This is a genomic window from Rhodanobacter hydrolyticus, assembly GCF_044904645.1.
On sequence record NZ_JADIKK010000008.1, the window covers coordinates 1991190 to 2010386 of the forward strand.

Genomic DNA, 19197 nt, shown 5'->3' on the forward strand with positions numbered 1-19197 from the left:
GGGACCGCGCCACCAGTCACATCACATGAGCGGGAGCGGCCGCAAATCCTCGACACAATGCGCTTCCAAGTTCTGGCGGATTGAACCAACCCTTCTCTGGGTTACCTCATCTTTACTCCGGCCATCCTGCCTTCCGCTCTTCGGGCCGGCTTCGCCGTTCGCCACCGCTCCTGCGGTGGCATGGGCAAGCAAAGGGTAATGAACCCGGGCGCCAGCAAGCGTCCGAAGCTGCCTCGCGATTTGCATCTTGCAACGGCCCGGAGTCCCTCATCAGGGGAAGCGATCAGATGGAAACCGCAAACAGGCCTTAGGCCGCCTCGACCGTCGCCTCGGTCAGGCAATGCATGCTGATGCACGCGCCACCATCCTCACCGTCGCCGATCTCAAGCACGTAGCCATGCAGGCGCACGATGGCACTGACAATGCTGAGGCCCAGTCCCGAGCCCGGCGTGCTGCGGCTGTTGTCGCCACGGTAGAAGCGCCTCGTCACCGCATCGCGCTCGCCGGCTGGGATGCCGGGGCCGCCATCCAGTACGTCCACGCGGGGACCGCTGCGCTCCATCCGCGCACGCAGCAGCACGCGGCCACCGGCAGGAGTGAACTTGATCGCATTGCCGACCAGGTTGGCGAACGCCTCGAACAGGAGGTGCGCATCGCCGCGCAAGGGGACCAGCGGAGCCAGTTCCAGCAGGAAGCGCAGGTCGCGGTCTTCGGCCAGCGGCGCGTAGAAGTCATGCACCTGATGCAGCACGCGCTCCAGATCGACCTCGCTGAAGCAGGCACTGCGATGGCGATCTTCCAGTTCGGATACCCGCAACAGGGCGCGGAAACGCGTCAGCACCGCATCGATGTCGGCCACGCAGGCCTCCACCAACACCGCCTCGGGCCGTCCGTCCAACTGCTGCTGGGCACGGTAGAGCCGCGCTCGCAGGCGCGTCAGCGGCGTACGCAGGTCGTGCGCGATGTTGTCGCAGACACCCTTCACCTCGCCCATCAGGCGCTCGATTTCCCCCAGCATGGTGTTGACGATGCCGGCGAGCACGTCCAGCTCGTCGCCACGCCGGCTTACCGGCAGGCGCTTGGTGAGGTCGCCACGCTGGATCGGCTCGGTGGCCAGCTGGATTTCGCGGATGCGCCGCACCGGACCACGACTGAGCAGCAGGCCGCCGAGCAGGCCCGGGATCACCGTCAGCGACAGGCCCCACAACAGGGTGCGGCGAATGATCGCGCCCAGTCCGTCGATCGTGCTGGTGTCCTTGGCCAGCACCAGCAATTCGCCATGCGCCAGCCGCTGCGCCATCGCACGCGCGCTGATGTCGCTGCGCAGGCGATCGATGCGCAACACGCCCTTGGGCAACGGATGCAGCTTGCCGTCCGCGACCAGACCTTGCGGCATGCTGGCCATGTTGCCGGCCAGCGGTCTGCCCTGCGCGTCGAACAGTCCGGCCGACATGATGCCGTGCGGATCGAGCGTGCCTGCGGCGTCCACCGCCTGCGGCAGATGCTCCATATCCATCTGCACGAGGTACTGCATGCGCTGCGACACGATCTGGTCGAGCACATGGGTGAGGTAGCGCGAGCTTTCCCACTGGATCGCGCCCAGCAGCACCACGCTCCACACCACGAACAGCGCGCCATAGATCAGGATCAGGCGCGAGGTGGCGGCGCGCCAGACGTCAATCAGCGGGCGCAAGGCGGTATCCCGAGCCACGCACGGTGTGGATCAAGGCGGGCAGGCCCGCGACGTCGATCTTGCGGCGCAGGCGGCCGATGTGCACGTCGATCACGTTGGTGCCCGGATCGAAATGGAAGCCCCACACATGCTCGAAGATCATCGTGCGGGTCAGCACCTGGCCGGAATTGCGCATGAGGAACTCCAGCAGCCGGTATTCCGTGGGCAAGAGCGAGAGAGTCTGGGCGCCGCGCCAGGCGACGTGCCGGACGAGATCGAGCTCGAGGTCGGCGACGCGCAGGCGATTCTCCGCCTGCGGCTGATGCCGCCGCAACAGCACTTCGACCCTTGCCGCCATCTCGTCCGGCGCGAACGGCTTGGTGAGGTAGTCGTCACCGCCCGCGCGCAGGCCGCGCACGCGCTCGTCCACTTCGCTCAACGCGCTGATCATCAGCACCGGCGTCTCGACGCGGCGCTCGCGCAGCGCGGTGATGACGTCGATGCCGCTCAGGCCCGGCAGCATGCGGTCCAGCGTAACGAGGTCGTAGCCACCGGCCAGGGCTAGCTCAAGGCCCGCACAGCCGGTGGCGGCCCAGTCCGCCACCATGCCGTGCGCGGCGAGCTCCGTGACGATCTCGCGCGCGGTGACTTCGTCGTCTTCGATGACCAGGATGCGGGGCATCGTGGGTTCCCGTGTCATGGGGCAGGCCTCAAACGGCAAACGGCCTCGTGCAGAGGCCGTTTGCTGCTGCGCACCGATTTTGGCGCTTCGACGCTCAGGCCGCGAACAGCCCGCGCATCTTCTTCATCGCGTTCGCCTCGACCTGGCGGATGCGCTCGGCGGACACACCGTACTCGTCAGCCAGCTCCTGCAGCGTGGCCTTGTCCTCGTCCAGCCAGCGGCGCTGGATGATGTGGCGCGAACGCTCGTCCAGGTTCTGCAGTGCGTTCGACAAGGTATTGAGCTGGTTGTCGCTCTGGTCGGCATCGGCGATGTTGTCGTAGGGATCGGCACCTTCGTCGACCAGGAAGGCCTCGGGCGCCGGCTTGGCGTCGTCCTCGGCATCCGCCGGGGCTTCGAAACCGATGTCGCGACCGGACAGGCGCGACTCCATCTCGCGCACCGTGGCCTCGGGCACGCCCAGATCCTTCGCCACCGTGCGCACTTCCTCGGCATTCATCCAGCCCAGGCGCTTCTTGCTCTTGCGCAGGTTGAAGAACAGCTTGCGCTGCGCCTTGGTGGTGGCGACCTTCACGATGCGCCAGTTCTTCAGGATGAACTCGTGCATTTCGGCGCGGATCCAGTGCACCGCGAAGCTGACCAGGCGCACACCCTGGTCGGGGTCGAAACGCTTCACCGCCTTCATCAGACCGATGTTTCCTTCCTGGATCAGGTCGGAAAGCTGCAGGCCGTAGCCGGAATAGCCACGCGCCACGTGCACTACGAAACGCAGGTGCGACATCACCAGCTTCTTCGCCGCCGACAGATCTTCCTGTGCGTTGTAGCGGCGCGACAGATCCTGCTCCTCATCCTGGCTCAGCACCGGGATACGGTGCACGGCCGAGATATAGGCATCCAGGCTTCCGACCACACTGGGCAGCGTCGAGGGGATGGTCGCCAAGGCTTGGGACATGGAAAACCTCCAGTACAAGGACTTCAGGTTAGCACTCTGGTGGTTGGAGTGCTAAAGCCGTGAATAGTTCACGGTCTTTAGTGAACCGAATCGTACAGAAATATGAGCCGCTTGTCCATCCTGCTATCGGGTTTGGTTAACGATGTCAGTGCCCCGTAACCGCGCCACTAGACACGACAGCAAGGCACACCGAAACGACAATAAGTCATTGATGTTAAAATATTTTCTATCAAAACGAGCGCATTGCGTCGCCAGCCAAATAACCGGGAAAGCGTCCATCGATCACTTAGGGCTGGATTGGGATGAAGGACAACCGCGGCTATGGCCTTGGCTGCTATCCGACAACGCCCTGCAACCGAAAGGGTTCGGCAAAACGGAGGAGATCCATTTCGCGTTGGCTGCGCGCCCGCGGCCAGGGTTTCCAAATGCGGGGCTTAGAGTTCCCAAATCCCGAACATCTGCCCGCTCGCGCCATATGTCGCCGAATCGGGGCATTGCCACACGGCGCTTCAGTATTCGGCGCGAATGGCCTTGCAATAGGGGCCATTCATCACAAATCGGCGGCACACGGAGGGCCGGGTTTCATAGATGCCGCAGTTCATGCGCGCACCGTTCAAGGCTACACACCAACCGTCCTCGCCACGCTTCATGACATGCAAGCCTGAAGGCAAGTAGGTGGTGAGATGCTCGGGAATATGGTCCTCCGGCTGCAGGACAACCATGAGGCGGCAGCAGACGGCCTCGCACGCGGAACAGCGTGCGGCACCCGGGGCACGGCCGGTTGGTGAAGTCATGCGCGAGAGGGCTCCTGGCCCCGGATGTAATGCAGAAGGTGGCCGCGGTACGGCGGCACGTCGCGATCGTCCATGGGACATTGCTCTTCGGTGAGTGTGAAGCCCTGCTCTGCCAATAGCTGGCTGAAGTGCTGACTGTGGCTGCGACCGGGGTCGGTAATCACAACCTCCGCTGCTGGGTAGGCATGCCCCCTGACCATCTCGGCGAGCAGCGGCGCCTGCAGGGGTTCGTACAGCACGTCACTCGCAATAATCACATCGAAGTGACCCAGTGACGGCCGCAGGGCGTCCCATGGCAGGCGGCGGTAATCAATGGCAGGCAATGCATTGAGCGTCGCGTTGTACGCGAGAAAGGATTCGGCGAGGGGGTGTGCATCTGATGCGACGATGTCGGCACCGCGACGCTTGAGGACAAGGCAGGCCAATCCGATACCGCACCCCAGTTCGAGGATGCGCTTCCCATCGATGGCGAAGCGATGCATGGCCTGAGCGAGAAGACGCTCCGATGGCCAAAGTTGACCAAACAGGCCCCATTGAGCGACCGAAAGGCCCATGCGTGCGCGGTGACCGGCGGCATCCGAAAACTGCTGTTTGTCGCTCAGAACTCGCAAGCGATACCTGTGGCCACCGATCAAAAGCTGCTCGCTGCGGGTTGCGTAAGCTTGCACGGATGCTTCCGGAAGAACCCTGCAAACAGGGCGGAATATTGGGGGCAACGCGCTTGGCCGACTGGCCCCACCATGGCGTGCACGGCAAACATGCCGCAACATGAGCGCGGCACACCCGCCGCATGCACTTGGCCCACATCGCAAACCAGCACTGATGGCTTGGCGCCGGCCTGATTCGGATGAGTGACTGCGTTGCCCAGGTCCTACCTTTGCGAAACGCTAGCGCCCGTTGCGCGACGGCGGCCGATTGGGCGCCGAACCGGGATGCCCTGCGACGCGCGCAAAACGATCGATTTTCCGATAGCGCTGTTCCGCTCCGTCCGTATCTCGCCTCTTCGCAGATCCGCAGTAAACATCGTGGATGTCCGATAACGTGATCGGCTTGGCCGGTGGCGGCATGACAAGTTCCTTGCAATCGGGGACGCAAAGGCCGCACCCGCCTCCCGGAATTGAGAGACCGATGCAGAAGAGGATGCCTTTCGATCAATGAAGGCTGTGGTACCAGAGCGCTTCCATGCCAAGGCGCGTCGCACACACCCTGGTCTGCTCCACACTTACCAAGCCCGCCTTGCAGAGCCAGCGCAGATCGGCAAGACGTTCTATCGCGCACAGTGACAATGGACAACGCTTTACAACCTCGCCCAGCAAGGCCCATTGCTTACAACTCAAACCACAGGGTCGACGGGTACTCATGCGCTCTTGGTCGCGAGCATCCCTGCACGCGTCGTTGGAGTAACCGCTAGAAGGCGAATCCAGCTTCGCCACCATACGCCCTTGTGCTGCTTCAAGTGTTAGTTTCTTCGCGTGAGCCGCAACGCGGGTGTTTAGCCAGGCAACAGTTCTCGTCCCGCTCCGTGTATTCGCGCAACACCCTCGTCAAAGGAGTAGTGTCAGCTCACGACTTCACGCGGAGCACGCCGCTATGGATGACCTCGTTGGCACCACCAGCAATGGCTTCAACTACACCGCACAGTACGACACGGCGGCGCTGGACAGCGTCGCATGGGCGGCGACCTTTCGAAAGGATGGAATCTACCGGGGGATGCGGCACGGGCGTGTTTTCGACGTTTCTAATCTGTCGAATCCCGATATCAAACTCGCCGTCATGGACGACATCGAAGAAATATGGGTCAAGGAGCATTGAGACCCATTGTTTCGCGTCGCTGACGGACGTCTATCCAGGCCCTGTGCGTATCCGGCGCGATCGAGTTTGCCGTGACTGAGCCAATGAGGCATCGTCCGCAGCCTTACCCGAAGCACATGCGGTTCAACGGGTTGCAGCCCAGCTCCCACGACTGGCACAAGACGGAAGAGGTCTACCTGACACCGGCTCCAGGCATGGGCCGTTCGGAGGATTCGAAAGCCGCCTCGTGCCCTACCCTTCCGGCTGCTGCCTGCGACTCTTGATGACATCGGTCACCAGGCATCCTTTCGCCGACAGGTCGATCCGGGAATCGAGCCGGAGGTTGCCGAGAAATACCTCGTCATGCGAAACGAGAACCAAGGCCGCTCGATACCGGAGAAGCATCTGTTCCAGCGCCTGCACGGAACAGAGGTCGAGATGGTTGGTGGGCTCGTCGAGCAACAACAGACCTGCCGGATTCTCCGCATACAGGACGCAAGCCAATGCGGCCTTCAAGCGTTCCCCGCCGCTCAAGCGTGCGCAGGGTTCCAGTGCGGCAGCGCCGGAAAGCCCAAGCAGGGCGAGCCGGGTCCGCATGTCGGCCTGTCCGATCGAAGGATTGGCTGCGAGCAATTGATCCAAGGCGGATGCATCGGGGTCGAGGATGCCCAACTGCTGATCCAGCCAGGCGACCGGAACGTGTACGCCGCATCGCCCTGCTGCTGGCGTAATCGCACCGGCAAGCATCTTCAGCAGGGTGGATTTGCCGCTGCCGTTCGCTCCCGTCACTGCTATGCGCTGGCGTCCCCAGATGGTCAGATCAATGACGCCGCCCGCCGCACTGCCGAACGGTAGCCGAACACCTTCCAGCGTAGCCGCCTTGCGCCGCGGCGCCGCTGCCGCAAGGGGTGTCAGCAGGCTTACCTCCGCCTCCTCCCGCACCCGCGACGCCGCTTCACGGACGCGCTCCGCCAACTCATCCCTGGCGAATTCCAGGTCGCGCTGCCTCTTGCCGGCACTCACCTGGCTGTTTTGCTTGCGCCCTCCCAGCAGGATGGCAGCCTGATTGGCGCTGCGCGCGTCACGCGAAGCGCGTACCTGACGGCGATCCAGCCTTTCTTGGCTGGCACGCCGCTCTTCTTCGCCACGGCGCTGTTCCGCCTTGCGATGTTCCAGCTCCTGCAGGACGCGTTCCTGCTCCTTCGCGTGGGCTTGTTCGTAGAAGGCAAATCCGCCGCCGTAGTCGCGCAGGCCCGAGGGCGACAATTCGATGATGCGTTGCATGCCCTTCAGCAGTTCGCGGTCGTGGCTCGCGACCAGCAGACCTTTCGGCCACGCACCCAGCTTCTGCATCAGCAGATCACGTTGCGTGCAATCCAGGTGGTTGGTCGGCTCGTCGAGTATCAGCACATCGGCGCCGCCCATCCATGCGCCCAGCAACGCAACGCGGGTCAGCTCGCCGCCGCTCAAGCTGGCGGCATGTCGCTCCGGCGCAAGATGGGGCAAGCCATACTCTTCCAGCAGGTTGCTCAGATGCTGCCGGATATCCCAGCGGTCTCCGACGATCTCGAAATCGACCGGATCCACTCCCCCAGCTTCAATGCGAACCAGTGCATCCAGCACCGCTTGCACGCCCGCAATGCCGGCAACCGTGGCACCTGGCGGACAAGCCACCTGTTGCGGCACGTAGTAGATCGTGCCCATGCGCAAGACGCGCCCCTGGGCGGGCTCCAACTGCCCGGCCATCAGGCGTGCCAATGCGCTTTTGCCGACGCCATTGCGCCCCACCAGGCCGGTATGGCGCTGGTCGAGTTGCATGTCGATGTCCGAAAAGAGGCGATGGCCGTCCGGCCATGCAAACGCCGCACTCTGCAGCGTCAAAAAAGATTCCGTCATGGAGGCTCCCGCGATGTCAGGTATCGCTCCATCGCAATCGATGGAGGCGAAAGGCCGTCAGGAAGACGGCGACATCACTGGCGCATCGGACGATTCCCCGGTTGTGCGGAAAGAGGGCGGCGATGATAGCAAATGATCGCCGCGCGGCTTCCCTGCTCACTACAATGCCAGGACACGCCACGCTGCCAGAGGGAATCCACTTGATCGTCTGTGTACCCGATGTGCTGACCGCACAGGAATTGGCCGCATTGCGCGCCGAACTGCAAACCGCCCCTTTCGTCGACGGCTCCGCCACGGCCGGCTGGTCGGCGCGCACCGTGAAGAAGAACCAGCAGATCGACATCGGCAGCGCCAGCTACGCACGCATGGCCGATGTCGTGCGCACGGCCTTCCATCGCCATAGCCTGCTGCAGGCCGCGCTGTTGCCCGCGGCAACGACCCAGGCGCTGTTCAACCGCTATGCCGGCGGCATGGAGTACGGCGCGCACGTCGATGCCCCCGTGATGGGCGGCGTGGGCAACGCGGTGCGCACCGACATCGCGATCACCGTGTTCCTTTCCGATCCGAGCGGTTACGACGGTGGCGAACTGGTGACGCACGCCAGCGGCGGTATGGAATACAAGTTCAAGCTGGAGGCCGGTGCCGCCATCGCCTATCCGGCCAACACCCTGCACCACGTCAGCCCGGTGACCCGTGGCGTGCGCGACGCGGCCATCATCTGGGTGCAGAGCATGGTGCGCGACCCGGCCCGGCGCGAACTGCTGTGGGATCTGGAAAACGCCAAGCGCGACATCTTCGGCCGCGAAGGCAAGAGCCAGGCCTTCGACGCCGTCAGCCGTTCGCACGCGAATTTGCTGCGGATGTGGGCCGAGGTAACGGGCTGACCGATCAGCCGGACAGGACGGCGCGCGACGGCAGCGACCAGTCGACAGGCGCCTGCCCTTGCGTCTCGAGGTAACGGTTGGCGGCGGAGAAATGCCCGCAGCCGAGGAAGCCGCGATGCGCCGACAGCGGTGAGGGATGCACGCTTTTCAGCACGCAGTGCTTGCGCGTGTCGACGAGCTGGCCCTTGCGCTGGGCGTAGCTGCCCCAGAGCATGAACACGATGCCTTCGCGCTCGCGGTTGAGCGCGTCGATGGCTGCATCGGTAAAACCTTCCCAGCCCTTGCCCTGGTGCGAAGCGGCCAGACCGCGCTCCACCGTGAGCACTGCGTTGAGCAGCAGCACGCCACGGTCCGCCCAGGGTATGAGGCAGCCGTGATCAGGAGAACCGATGCCGAGGTCGCGGTCGATTTCCTTGAAGATGTTCACCAGCGACGGCGGCGTCTGCACGCCCGGGCGCACCGAGAAGCACAGGCCGTGCGCCTGCCCGGGGCCGTGGTACGGATCCTGCCCGAGGATCACCACACGCACCGCGTCAAACGGCGTGTGGTCGAACGCGGCGAAGATCTCCGCGCCCGGCGGATAGATCGCCTTGCCTGCATGCTTCTCGGCACGCAGGAATTCAGCCAGCGCCTGCATGTCGGGCCGCTGCAGGTACGCACCGATGCGCGCCTTCCACGAAGGTTCCAGCCGCACCTCGCTCATGCAGAGGCACCACGCTGGCGCAGGTGTCGCGCCACGCGCAGCTGGAACAGCAGCTTGGTGACCAGCAGCTTTTCGTCCACCGGCTTCTCTACCAGGTCGTTGGCGCCGGCCTTGATGAGCGCTGCCTGGTTGGCCGGGTTCTCGTCACCCGTCATCACCAGCACCGGCAGCTTGCCCTTGCCGTAGCCGAAATGGTTGCGGATGCGCTCCAGCAGGTCGCCGCCGGTGAGTTCCCCCTTCAGGCTCACGTCGGTCAGCACCACGTCGGCACCTACCTCGCCGCGCACCCTGGCGGTTTCCAGCATGGCCAGCGCGTCTTCCACGCTGACCACGTGGCGCACGGTAAGGCCGTACTTCTCCAGCATGCGGCGGGTGGCCAGCGCCACCACGCGGCTGTCTTCCACGTACAGCACCTCGCCTTCCGCGCTGCCCTCGGGGCATACGTAGCCACGGATGAATTCCGCCAGCGCCTGGAAGCCCAGCGACTTGTCGAAATAGTCGGTGACGTCCTCGCCCAGCGTGCGGCGATGCAGACGGTCGTCCACGTCGCCGGAAACCACCATGATGGGAACGTAGGTCTGCGGCGCGGATTCGCGCACGAAGCGCGCCAGTTCCAGGCCATCCATGTCGGGCATGCGCAGCGCGATGGTGATGAAGTCGAACACGCCTTCGCTGAGCAGTTGCTGCGCCTCGCCGCCGCTGGCGCAACCCACCACTTCCACGCCGGGTAGCTCGGCCGTCAGCACGCGGGCGATCATCTGCCGCACCATGCGGGAACCGTCGACTACCAGCACGCGTGGCGCCGTGCCTACCGAACGGTTGCTGATGTTCGTTCTCATGCCTGCCCCTTTCCCCTCAGGCCGCCCTGCGCAACTGCCACGCGCTGACCAGTCGCGCACCCAACCAGCCCAGCGCCGCGGCCGCCGGCGGCACCGCCAGCAGCAGCCACAACGGCAGGCCGCTGATATGCAGCTTGCCATCATAGGCCTGACTCAGCCGTGCGACAGGACCGTCCAGCGCGAATTCGATCGCCAACGCAAGCAATCCGGCCAGGATGCCGCTGAACAGGCCGTACCAGATTCCGGCATAAAGATACGGCCGGCGCACGAAAGCGCCGCTGGCGCCCACCAGCAGCAGTACACCGATCTCCTCGCTGCGGCTGGCGATGTCCACCCGTACCGTGTTGCCCACCACCAGCAGGGCGGCCAGCGCCAGCATCAAGGCAAGCGCGAGCACCACACGATCGCCGACGCCGAGCAGCGCGTCCAGCCGCTGCCGCCAGGCACCACTGTCCTGCACCTGGGCCACGCTGCGCAGATCGCGCAGGTCGCCGGCCAACCGTTCCACAGCAAGCGCATCGAGGCCAGGCTTGGGCTGCACCATCAACACAAAGGGCAGCGGATTCTGGTCCAGCGCATCGAGCGCACCGGAAAAGCCCTGCAGCTTCGCCAGTTCATCCAGGCCCTGCTGCGGCGTCTTGACCGTCACCGCCGCCACGTCGGAACGGTCGCCAACCTGCTTCGCCAACAGTCGCGCCTGCGACTCGCCCTGGTCCGGCTGCAGGAACACGTTGATCGCCTGGTCCTGGCCCAGTGCCTGGCCCATCTGTTGCACATTGCCCAGCAGCAGGTAGAACGCCAACGGCAAAGCCAATGCCAGGCCCATCACCGCGATGGTGAGCAGGCTGCCGAGCGGGCGCGCGGCGAGCCGGCGCAAGCTGTCGGCGGCGCTCCAGCCGTGGTGTTCACGCCAGCTGGACACGCTGCGGGTGCGGCTCGGTTCGTTGCGCGGGTGTGCGGCGGCATCCGTGTTCACAGCACCTCCTCGGCGGCCAGGTCGACCACCAGCCGGCCGTGGTCGAGCACCACCACGCGCTTGCGCATGCGCTTGATCAGCGGCAGGTCGTGACTGGCGATCAGCACCGTAGTGCCCACCTGCTGGAATTCGGCAAACAGGCCCATGATTTCCAGCGCCAGCTGCGGATCGAGGTTGCCGGTGGGCTCATCGGCGATCAGCAGGGAGGGACGGCCCACGATGGCGCGCGCGATGCCCACTCGCTGCTGCTCGCCGGTGGACAACGTGGCGGGCAACTGGCGCTCGTAGGAAAGCAGGCCCACTTTCTCCAGCGCAGCGCGCACGCGGCGGCCGCGCTCCTGCCGCGCGAGGCCGGCGATGGTCAGCGGCAGCTCGACGTTGGCGAATACCGTGCGATCCATCAGCAGGCGATGGTTCTGGAACACCATGCCGATGCGTTGGCGCAGCCTGGGAATGCCGCGGCCGCGCACCTTGGCAAGGTTCTGTCCGTCCACCGAGATCGTGCCGTGGCTGGGACGCTCGATCACGCCCAGCAGCTTGAGCAGGGTGCTCTTGCCCGCACCGGAGTGGCCGGTGACGAAGGCCATTTCGCCCGTAGGCACGGTGAAGGAAAGCTGCGAGAGCGCCTCGTGGCCGCCCGCGTAATGCTTGCTCACCTGGTCGAACTGGATCACCGCGCATCCCCGCCGCCTGTCGTAACAGCAACAAGGATAAGGGATGCGGCACGCCAGGTCGCCTCACGCGCACAAATGCAGCAGTCGCCGGTTCAGCCCCGGCGACGTGCGCGATCAGCGGCCGGTGAACAACCGGGTCAACCGGCGGAACAAGCTGGGTTTGTTCGGGTGCGCAGGCTCGGCGGTGGTCGCGGCCACCTGGCGCGAGGGGCGGCCACCATCTGCTGCATTCTGTTCGCGTGGCGGGCGGCGTTCCCCGCGTGCCGGCCGGCCGCCTTCGCCCGGCGCCGACTGCTGATTGCCGGACATGGCGCTGGCCGCCACCTCCCCGCCCTCACGACGCCGGTTGCGGCCACCCCGACGACGGCGACGCTTGTGCTCACCCTCCCCGGCCACGACAGCCTCGTTCGCCACCGGCGCGGCAGGCACGGCAGCTTCGGGGGTCGTGGTTTCGGCGCGTGGCGCACGCGGCGGTCGCGAGTCGTGCGGGCGGCCTTCGCGCGGCCCGCGCTCGCCGCCGCGTCCGCCGCTGCGGCGCGAGCGGCCATCCTTCTTGTCGTCATGCCGTGGCTCGACGCGATCGCCGAACGCGGCGCTGTCGGCGGCGGCATTCGCGGCGAAATCGGCATCGATCTCGCGCGGCTTCGGCATCACCAGCAGTTCGGGTTCGATGGCCGCCACCGGAATGGCCTGGCCGATGTAGGTTTCGATGTCCGGCAAGCTCATCGCGTAGAGGTCGCAGGCGAAGCTGATCGCGTCACCCTCCGCACCCAGCCGCGCGGTACGGCCGATGCGGTGCACGTAATCTTCGGCATCCTGCGGCAGGTCGTAGTTGAAGACATGGCTGACCGCCGGGATGTGCAGGCCGCGTGCGGCCACGTCGGTGGCGACCAGGATGTCGAGCTGACCGTCCTGGAAACGCTGCAGCAGCTTCTGGCGCTTGAGCTGCGGCACGTCGCCGGAGATCGCGCCGACGCGGCAGCCGTGCCGCTTCACGCGGTCGGTGACGCGCTCGGCGGCGGCCTTGGTGTTGACGAAGATGATGCTGCGCTTGGGCTGGTGCCTGTCGATCAGGTTGAGCAGCAACGGCAGCTTCTCTTCCTTGGCCGGGAAGTACACGACCTGGCGCACCTTGTCGGCGGTGACGTTGTCGCTCTCCACCACCAGCTTCTCGGCGTTGTGCATGTGCTCGTAGGCCAACTCCAGCACGCGGTGGCTGAGCGTGGCGGAGAACAGCAGGACCTGGCGCTGCTCGCGCGCCGGCAGGCGGCGGAAGATGAAGCGCACGTCCTTGATGAAGCCGAGGTCGAACATGCGGTCGGCCTCGTCGATCACCATCACTTCGACGCCGTTGAAGCCGAATACCTGCTGCTTGTAGTAATCGAGCAGGCGACCCGGCGTGGCGATAATGATGTCGCAGCCGTCATGCAGCTGCTGGCGCTGCTTGTCGTAGTCGACGCCACCGTATATCAGTGCGGTGCGCAGGCCGGTGTGACGGCCGATCGCTTTGGCATCCTTCTCGATCTGGATGGCCAGCTCGCGGGTGGGCGCGATCACCAGCGCACGCGGATCGCTGTCCTTGCGCTCTGCCACGGCAGGCGTGGTGAGCAGGCGGTTCATCAGCGCGACCAGGAAAGCGCAGGTCTTGCCGGTGCCGGTCTGCGCCTGGCCGGCGACGTCGCGACCGGTCAGCGCCACCGGCAGGGTCAGCTCCTGGATCGGCGTGCAGCGGGTGAAGCCGGCGTCGGCCAGGCCTTGCTGCAACAGGGGATGGAGTTCGAAATTGGCGAAAAAGGTATCAGTGAGTACGGTTTGCGACATGGAATGGAAAGCCGATAGGGTGCGGGCACAGGCATGGGCCGGCCCGGCTCCGGTCGCAGGAGGCGCGTGCGGAGCGGTGGGATGTGCGGCGCGTGGCAATGCGCGGCGCCGGGTCATTGGGCGCAACCGGCAGTCCCGCTGGCATAGGCGAAAGGACTCGGCAAACCCTGAGCCCGCATTTGTTCCGGAAGCGGTTGAGTCGCCTCGCCTATGTCAACGGAACCGTCCGTTGCCGCCCTTGAATCGCTTGAATCGCGCCCCGAGTTACGTTGCAATGAGGCACCGGGCCGCTATGGCCAAGCCCCTTTTCCCGGTTCGACCCGCGCTTCTTGGGCGCCCCAGTGTAGCCGATGCAGGCCGCGCGGTCGCCGAACCTTCCTCCCTCCCTCTTTCGGAGATCCCGGTGAGCGACCTGATTACCCATGTGAGCGACGACGCCTTCGAACAGGAAGTGCTGCAGTCCGATACCCCTGTGCTGCTGGACTTCTGGGCCGAGTGGTGCGGTCCGTGCAAGGCCATTGCACCCATCCTCGACGAGCTGGCCGGCCAGTACCAGGGCAAGCTGCGCGTCGTGAAACTCAATATCGACCACAACCAGAAGACGCCCCGCACCTATGGCGTTCGCGGCATTCCCACCCTGATGGTATTCAAGAACGGCAAGGTCGAGGCCACCCAGATCGGCGCCGTGAGCAAGGGCCAGCTGGCCCAGATGATCGACAAGGCGATCTGATCGCCACTTTAGCCATTCGCCGCGCGCAGCGCTTTACGGCCACGCGCGGCGGGTGCTAGATTGCTTCTGCGTCCGTCGGGATCTCCCTGATCCCCCTGCGCCCTACTTGGCGCGACGCACATCCTTCCCTCCTGTTTCTCAACGGCGCCCCGTGAGGTTTGCCCGTGTCCGATACCGATAGCACCATCCCGAACGACGCCGGCGGCGCCGAGAATCCGCCCGAGTCGCGTCCGCGCGCACCACGCCGCCAGCCCCGCGGCGCCAAGCCTGCCGGCGAAGCGCCAGCTGCGAGCACCGGCGCGCCGCCGTCCGAGCCTCCCGCTCCGGCGCCTGCTCCAGCGCCTGCCCCGGCCCCTGTCGCCACACCCAGCGAGTCCACCGGGACCGAGGCGCGTGAGCAGGGCCAGCCGCAGAACCCGCAGCAGCAGGGCCAGAACAACGGCAACAACCGCAATGACCGCGAGGGTCGCGGCCGCCGGCGCCGCCACGAACGCAACCAGCAGCGCCCGCAGCAGGGCGGCAGTGGTGGCGGCGGCAACAACAATCCGCGCTACAACAACCCGCATGGCCTGCCGGTGGACGACGACAACGCCGATCCCGGCGCGGACGACCGTCTGATCAACCTCACCGAGCTGAAGCGCATGAAGGCGCCGCAGCTCATTGCCTACGCCGAGTCGCTGGGCATCCGTGAGGGCGTGGCGCGCGCGCGCCGTCAGGATGTGATCTTCTCCATCCTCAAGGCGCACGCCCGCTCCGGCGGCGGCATCTGGGCGGAAGGCGTGCTGGAGATCCTGCAGGACGGCTTCGGCTTCCTGCGCTCGGCCGACGAGAGCTACCTGGCCGGCCCCGACGACATCTACGTCAGCCCCAGCCAGATCCGCCGCTTCAACCTGCGCAACGGCGACTACATCACCGGACGCGTGCGCCATCCCAAGGAAGGCGAGCGCTACTTCGCGATGCTGCGCGTGGACGACATCAACGGCGACCCGCCGGAAGCGTCCAAGAACAAGATGCTGTTCGAGAACCTCACCCCGCTGTTCCCGCGCAAGGCGTTCAAGCTGGAGCGCGGCAACGGTTCGAGCGAGGACATCACCGGCCGCATCCTCGATCTGGTCGCACCGATCGGGCGCGGCCAGCGCGGCCTGATCGTCTCGCAGCCGAAGTCCGGCAAGACGATGATGCTGCAGAACATCGCGCAGGCGATCCAGTACAACCATCCCGACGCCCACCTCATCATCCTGCTGGTGGACGAGCGTCCGGAGGAAGTGACCGAAATCGCTCGCACCGTGCGCGCCGAAGTCATCAGCTCCACCTTCGACGAGCCGGCCGTGCGCCACGTGCAGGTCGCCGAGATGGTGATCGAGCGCGCCAAGCGCCTGGTCGAGCACAAGCGCGACGTGGTGATCCTGCTCGACTCGATCACCCGCCTCGCCCGCGCCTACAACACCGTGGTGCCCAGCTCCGGCAAGGTGCTCACCGGCGGCGTGGACGCCAACGCGCTGCAGCGCCCCAAGCGCTTCTTCGGCGCCGCGCGCAACGTGGAGGAAGGCGGCAGCCTCACCATCATCGCCACCGCGCTGATCGACACCGGCAGCAAGATGGACGAGGTGATCTACGAGGAGTTCAAGGGCACCGGCAACATGGAAGTGCACCTGTCCCGCCGCATCTCCGAGAAGCGCGTGTATCCGGCCATCGACATCAACCGCTCCGGCACCCGCCGCGAGGACCTGCTGATCGAGCCGGACATGCTGGCCAAGATCTGGATCCTGCGCAAACTGCTGCATCCGATGGACGAGCTGGCCGCGATGGAGTTCATGCTCGACAAGATGAAGAACACCAAGTCCAACGACGAGTTCTTCAATTCGATGAAGCGCTGATCGGCTTCGGTTGATCCGCTTCGATGGAACGGGCCGGCACATGCCGGCCTGTTCGTTTCTGCGGCCGCCCACGCGTCGCAGCGCGGCATTTGTCGTGTGCTAACGTGGCCCGACCCAACCCTCCCAAGGCGACGGCATGCGACAGTTTCAGCGATTCCTGCTGTGTGTTGTGTTGCTTACGTGTGCCGGTACGGTTGTTCCAGCTGCATCTGCCACCGACACCCTGCCGTACACCCATACCGGCACGCTCCAAGGCGCCCCTTATCGCATTGACGTCCCTGCGGATTGGAACGGCGACCTGGTCATGCTGATGCACGGCTACGTGCCGGCAGGGGCGCCACGGGCGACACCGATGAAGCCGGCCGACGAAACGGCCGTCTTCCTCAAGCAAGGCTATGCGGTCGCGCAAAGCGCCTACACGTCGCAGGGATGGGCGGTAGGCGACGCCATCGCCGACAACGAGCGGCTTCGCCAATTCGTCGAGCAAAGCATCGGACGCCCGCACCACACGTACCTGATAGGTTTTTCGCTGGGTGCCCTCGAAGGGGCCGCCAGCCTCGAACGCCATCCGCACACCTATGCCGGCGCACTGTTCATGTGCGGCGCGACGGTCTCTACCCCCGAACTGATTTCGCGCGGCTCTCTGACGCCGCTGGTTGCCTTCGATGCGCTGATTCCCGGCGTGCTGCCGGACCTGGCCGCCCCGGACTCACCCGCGTTCGTACCGCCCACGGTATTCGCGCAGGCGCTGAAAGCGCATCCGGAACAGGCCGCCATCCTGGAGCAGCGCCTGCAAGAGACTCCCGAGTCGCTGCCCACGCTATCGCTCTACTACATGGTGCTGCGCGAACTGGAACGGCGTGCCGGCGGCATGCCCGTGGACAACCGCAAGACCGTCTACCAGGGTTTTGGCGACGACATTGCTTTCAACCGGCGCGTACACCGCTACGCCGCGTCGCCCGCGGCGCTGGCCTATGCCCGCCGCAATGTCACCCTCACCGGCCGGATCGATACACCGGTGGTGATGGAGTGGAACGCCTTTGATCAAACGATTCCCGGGCGGCTCCATGCCGTCTACCCGGATCAGGTGCGCGCAGCGGGCAACGGCAGATTGTTGACCGTACTCACACCTGTCGGGCAAGGGCACTGTGCCTTCAGCGATGCGCAGATCGGCACCGCGTTTGACGCCTTGCTGTCCAAGGTGGCGACCTCGGCGCACTGACTGCCGCGGTCGTCGAAGGCCGTGCCGAGGCCGTGCGGTATCTGCTCGACCACGGCGCCGACGCCTGTGCAGACAATCGACTCATTCGCAAACCCGGCGCCACGCTTGCCAGTATCGGCCGCCGCCGGCACCTGCCCAACGCGCTGGTGCAACGCCTGACTTTCCCTGCTTCTGACGCCCACTGACGCCGTGTATTTGGAGCCATAAATCGGCCGCACGCTGAAAGCATAATTTGACCGCGACCGTTCTTTTAGTTGCGACTCAACATCAGCACGGTTCGATCTTGCCGCGCCGATTCAGCGGAGACGATCCCGACCTCCATGCCGAGCAGGGGAGTGTTTATGGCAGCGCGAACGCAGGTCGCCCGCGCGGACGCAGCGGAATCGATCGCGGCCGCGTTGCAGCGATAGACGGGCAATGCCGGACCGAACCTGCGAAGGATGCGCAACCCATGACCGGGCTCGGGGCAAGGACGCCTCTCCCGTTGCCGAAATTCCCTCGGGTTGTAGGTGCCTGCGATCTTCGCCCTACGCATCGACGACTTTACGGCCGTTACACTGCGTGCCCGCTCCTTGGCCATTCCCATGTCCGCTCCGGTCCGACTCAACCATCGTGTCTCCGAGCTGTTCGGCTTCTCACGCGCCGAAGCCGAGCAATTCATCCAGAACGGCTGGGTATCGGTGGACGGGCAGGTGATCGAGGCGCCGCAGCACAAGGTAACCGTCGAACGTGTCGAACTTGATCCCAGTGCCCGCCTGGAAGCGATAGAGCCGGCCACGATCCTGCTGCACAAGCCACCGGGCATCGATGCCATCTACGGCGACAAGTCCGCCAGCACACTGGTGACACCGGCGACACGCTGGGCCGACGACCCCAGCGGTGAACGTCTGCTGCGGCGCCACTTTCACCGTTTGACATCGCCGGTGCCGATCGACGCCGAAGCCAGTGGCCTGATGGTGCTGACCCAGGACGGCCGGGTATGGCGCCGCTTGACCGAGGACGCCGCCTTGATCGAGCACGAGTACGTCGTCGAAATCAGCGGCGAGATCGCGCCCGACGGTTTGCGCCGACTCAGCCACGGCCTCAGTTTCAACGGTCGCGCGCTGCCGCCGTGCAAGGTCAGTTGGCAGAACGAGACCCGGCTGCGCTTCGCGATCAAGGGCGTGCAAGGCGGTCAACTGCGCGACATGTGCAGGCAGGTCGGGCTGGGCGTCGTGTCGATCCGCCGATTGCGCATCGGCAGGATTGCGTTGGGCAAAGGTCCGAACGGCGCGATGCCGCTGGGGATCTGGCGCTATCTGCCGGCGGGCGAGAAATTCTGAAGCCGGGACGCATCGGCGCTTCTCATCGGGTTCCAGTCTTGCCCTGTCGCCTCGCAGCCCTGCTTCCGACCAGGGTTGGCTGCCCCGAAGATGACTGCACCTCCAACGGGCAGCACGGCCGCCGACGGTGACCAGCCTTACTGGCAATGCCGGTCAGTCGTGGTACCGAACGCGGCGGTTGGCTGGTTTTCGCAACTCCGGTCATTGCCAGCATCCGAACCATTTCTCGCCTGAGCGCACATAGCGAGGCAACGGATGGTCGAGCTGCACCTGAAGCAGCGGGGGCCAAGCCAGCTGACTCAAGCCCATGAATGAAAGAAGACCAGGTCAGCAAGGTTCTGCGGCCACTTCATGATCAATGC

17 protein-coding genes are annotated in these 19197 nt (G+C 65.2%); 6 read left to right on the forward strand and 11 right to left on the reverse strand.

The genetic code is table 11. From position 1 onward, the window contains the following. Positions 1–307 precede the first annotated feature (307 nt). The 5 genes from ISP25_RS11575 to ISP25_RS11595 all read right to left on the reverse strand — a co-directional run bounded on the left by ISP25_RS11575 (position 308) and on the right by ISP25_RS11595 (position 4768). Complete coding sequence (locus ISP25_RS11575; RefSeq protein WP_404614026.1) at positions 308–1693, reverse strand: sensor histidine kinase; 1386 nt, start codon at positions 1691–1693, stop codon at positions 308–310. After that, positions 1677–2354, reverse strand: a complete 678-nt coding sequence (locus tag ISP25_RS11580; RefSeq protein WP_404614028.1) for a response regulator transcription factor — start codon at positions 2352–2354, stop codon at positions 1677–1679. The genes ISP25_RS11575 and ISP25_RS11580 overlap by 17 nt, the downstream gene beginning before the upstream one ends. 94 nt (positions 2355–2448) lie before the next feature. Continuing rightward, on the reverse strand, positions 2449–3306 hold the full coding sequence (gene rpoH / locus ISP25_RS11585) for an RNA polymerase sigma factor RpoH (protein WP_404614030.1): 858 nt from the start codon (positions 3304–3306) through the stop codon (positions 2449–2451). A 509-nt stretch (positions 3307–3815) separates the two neighbouring features. Continuing rightward, positions 3816–4100 carry a YkgJ family cysteine cluster protein gene (locus ISP25_RS11590; RefSeq protein WP_225578194.1) on the reverse strand — a complete coding sequence of 95 codons (285 nt, stop codon included), beginning with the start codon at positions 4098–4100 and terminating at the stop codon, positions 3816–3818. Beyond that, entirely contained in the window at positions 4097–4768 is a 672-nt protein-coding gene (locus tag ISP25_RS11595) for a class I SAM-dependent methyltransferase (RefSeq protein WP_404614032.1), read from the reverse strand. The genes ISP25_RS11590 and ISP25_RS11595 overlap by 4 nt, the downstream gene beginning before the upstream one ends. A gap of 922 nt (positions 4769–5690) precedes the next feature. Between ISP25_RS11595 and ISP25_RS11600 the strand changes: the two genes are divergently transcribed. Next, positions 5691–5912, forward strand: a complete 222-nt coding sequence (locus tag ISP25_RS11600) for a TonB-dependent receptor (protein WP_192155513.1) — start codon at positions 5691–5693, stop codon at positions 5910–5912. Between the two features lie 231 nt (positions 5913–6143). On the opposite strand, the gene ISP25_RS11605 is transcribed toward ISP25_RS11600, so the two are convergent. Next, on the reverse strand, positions 6144–7787 hold the full coding sequence (locus ISP25_RS11605) for an ATP-binding cassette domain-containing protein (protein ID WP_404614035.1): 1644 nt from the start codon (positions 7785–7787) through the stop codon (positions 6144–6146). 200 nt (positions 7788–7987) lie between these two features. Between ISP25_RS11605 and ISP25_RS11610 the strand changes: the two genes are divergently transcribed. Continuing rightward, positions 7988–8671 carry a Fe2+-dependent dioxygenase gene (locus tag ISP25_RS11610; RefSeq protein ID WP_192155517.1) on the forward strand — a complete coding sequence of 228 codons (684 nt, stop codon included), beginning with the start codon at positions 7988–7990 and terminating at the stop codon, positions 8669–8671. A 4-nt stretch (positions 8672–8675) separates the two neighbouring features. Here ISP25_RS11610 and ung read toward each other — a convergent pair whose 3' ends face one another. From ung to ISP25_RS11635, 5 genes are all read right to left on the reverse strand, one after another. Further along, positions 8676–9374, reverse strand: a complete 699-nt coding sequence (gene ung, locus ISP25_RS11615) for a uracil-DNA glycosylase (protein ID WP_192155519.1) — start codon at positions 9372–9374, stop codon at positions 8676–8678. Next, positions 9371–10213: a response regulator gene (locus ISP25_RS11620; protein WP_404614037.1), complete on the reverse strand. Its 843-nt coding sequence runs from the start codon at positions 10211–10213 to the stop codon at positions 9371–9373. The genes ung and ISP25_RS11620 overlap by 4 nt, the downstream gene beginning before the upstream one ends. 16 nt (positions 10214–10229) lie before the next feature. Further along, positions 10230–11189 carry a permease-like cell division protein FtsX gene (gene ftsX, locus ISP25_RS11625; RefSeq protein ID WP_404614039.1) on the reverse strand — a complete coding sequence of 320 codons (960 nt, stop codon included), beginning with the start codon at positions 11187–11189 and terminating at the stop codon, positions 10230–10232. Next, positions 11186–11863 carry a cell division ATP-binding protein FtsE gene (gene ftsE / locus ISP25_RS11630; protein WP_404614041.1) on the reverse strand — a complete coding sequence of 226 codons (678 nt, stop codon included), beginning with the start codon at positions 11861–11863 and terminating at the stop codon, positions 11186–11188. The genes ftsX and ftsE overlap by 4 nt, the downstream gene beginning before the upstream one ends. Positions 11864–11977: 114 nt before the next feature. After that, on the reverse strand, positions 11978–13684 hold the full coding sequence (locus ISP25_RS11635) for a DEAD/DEAH box helicase (protein WP_404614043.1): 1707 nt from the start codon (positions 13682–13684) through the stop codon (positions 11978–11980). Positions 13685–14087: 403 nt separating this feature from the next. On the opposite strand from ISP25_RS11635, the gene trxA reads away from it, so the two are divergent. The 4 genes from trxA to ISP25_RS11655 all read left to right on the forward strand — a co-directional run bounded on the left by trxA (position 14088) and on the right by ISP25_RS11655 (position 18835). Next, a complete protein-coding gene (trxA, locus tag ISP25_RS11640; RefSeq protein WP_192107499.1) occupies positions 14088–14414 on the forward strand; it encodes a thioredoxin TrxA in 327 nt (108 codons plus the stop codon). A 164-nt stretch (positions 14415–14578) separates the two neighbouring features. Next, positions 14579–16291 carry a transcription termination factor Rho gene (gene rho / locus ISP25_RS11645; protein WP_192155528.1) on the forward strand — a complete coding sequence of 571 codons (1713 nt, stop codon included), beginning with the start codon at positions 14579–14581 and terminating at the stop codon, positions 16289–16291. A gap of 352 nt (positions 16292–16643) precedes the next feature. Beyond that, positions 16644–17513 carry a hypothetical protein gene (locus ISP25_RS11650; protein WP_404614045.1) on the forward strand — a complete coding sequence of 290 codons (870 nt, stop codon included), beginning with the start codon at positions 16644–16646 and terminating at the stop codon, positions 17511–17513. A gap of 584 nt (positions 17514–18097) precedes the next feature. Next, positions 18098–18835 (forward strand): rRNA pseudouridine synthase, encoded by a 738-nt coding sequence (locus ISP25_RS11655; protein ID WP_404614047.1) that lies wholly within the window; start codon positions 18098–18100, stop codon positions 18833–18835. Positions 18836–19197 lie beyond the last annotated feature (362 nt).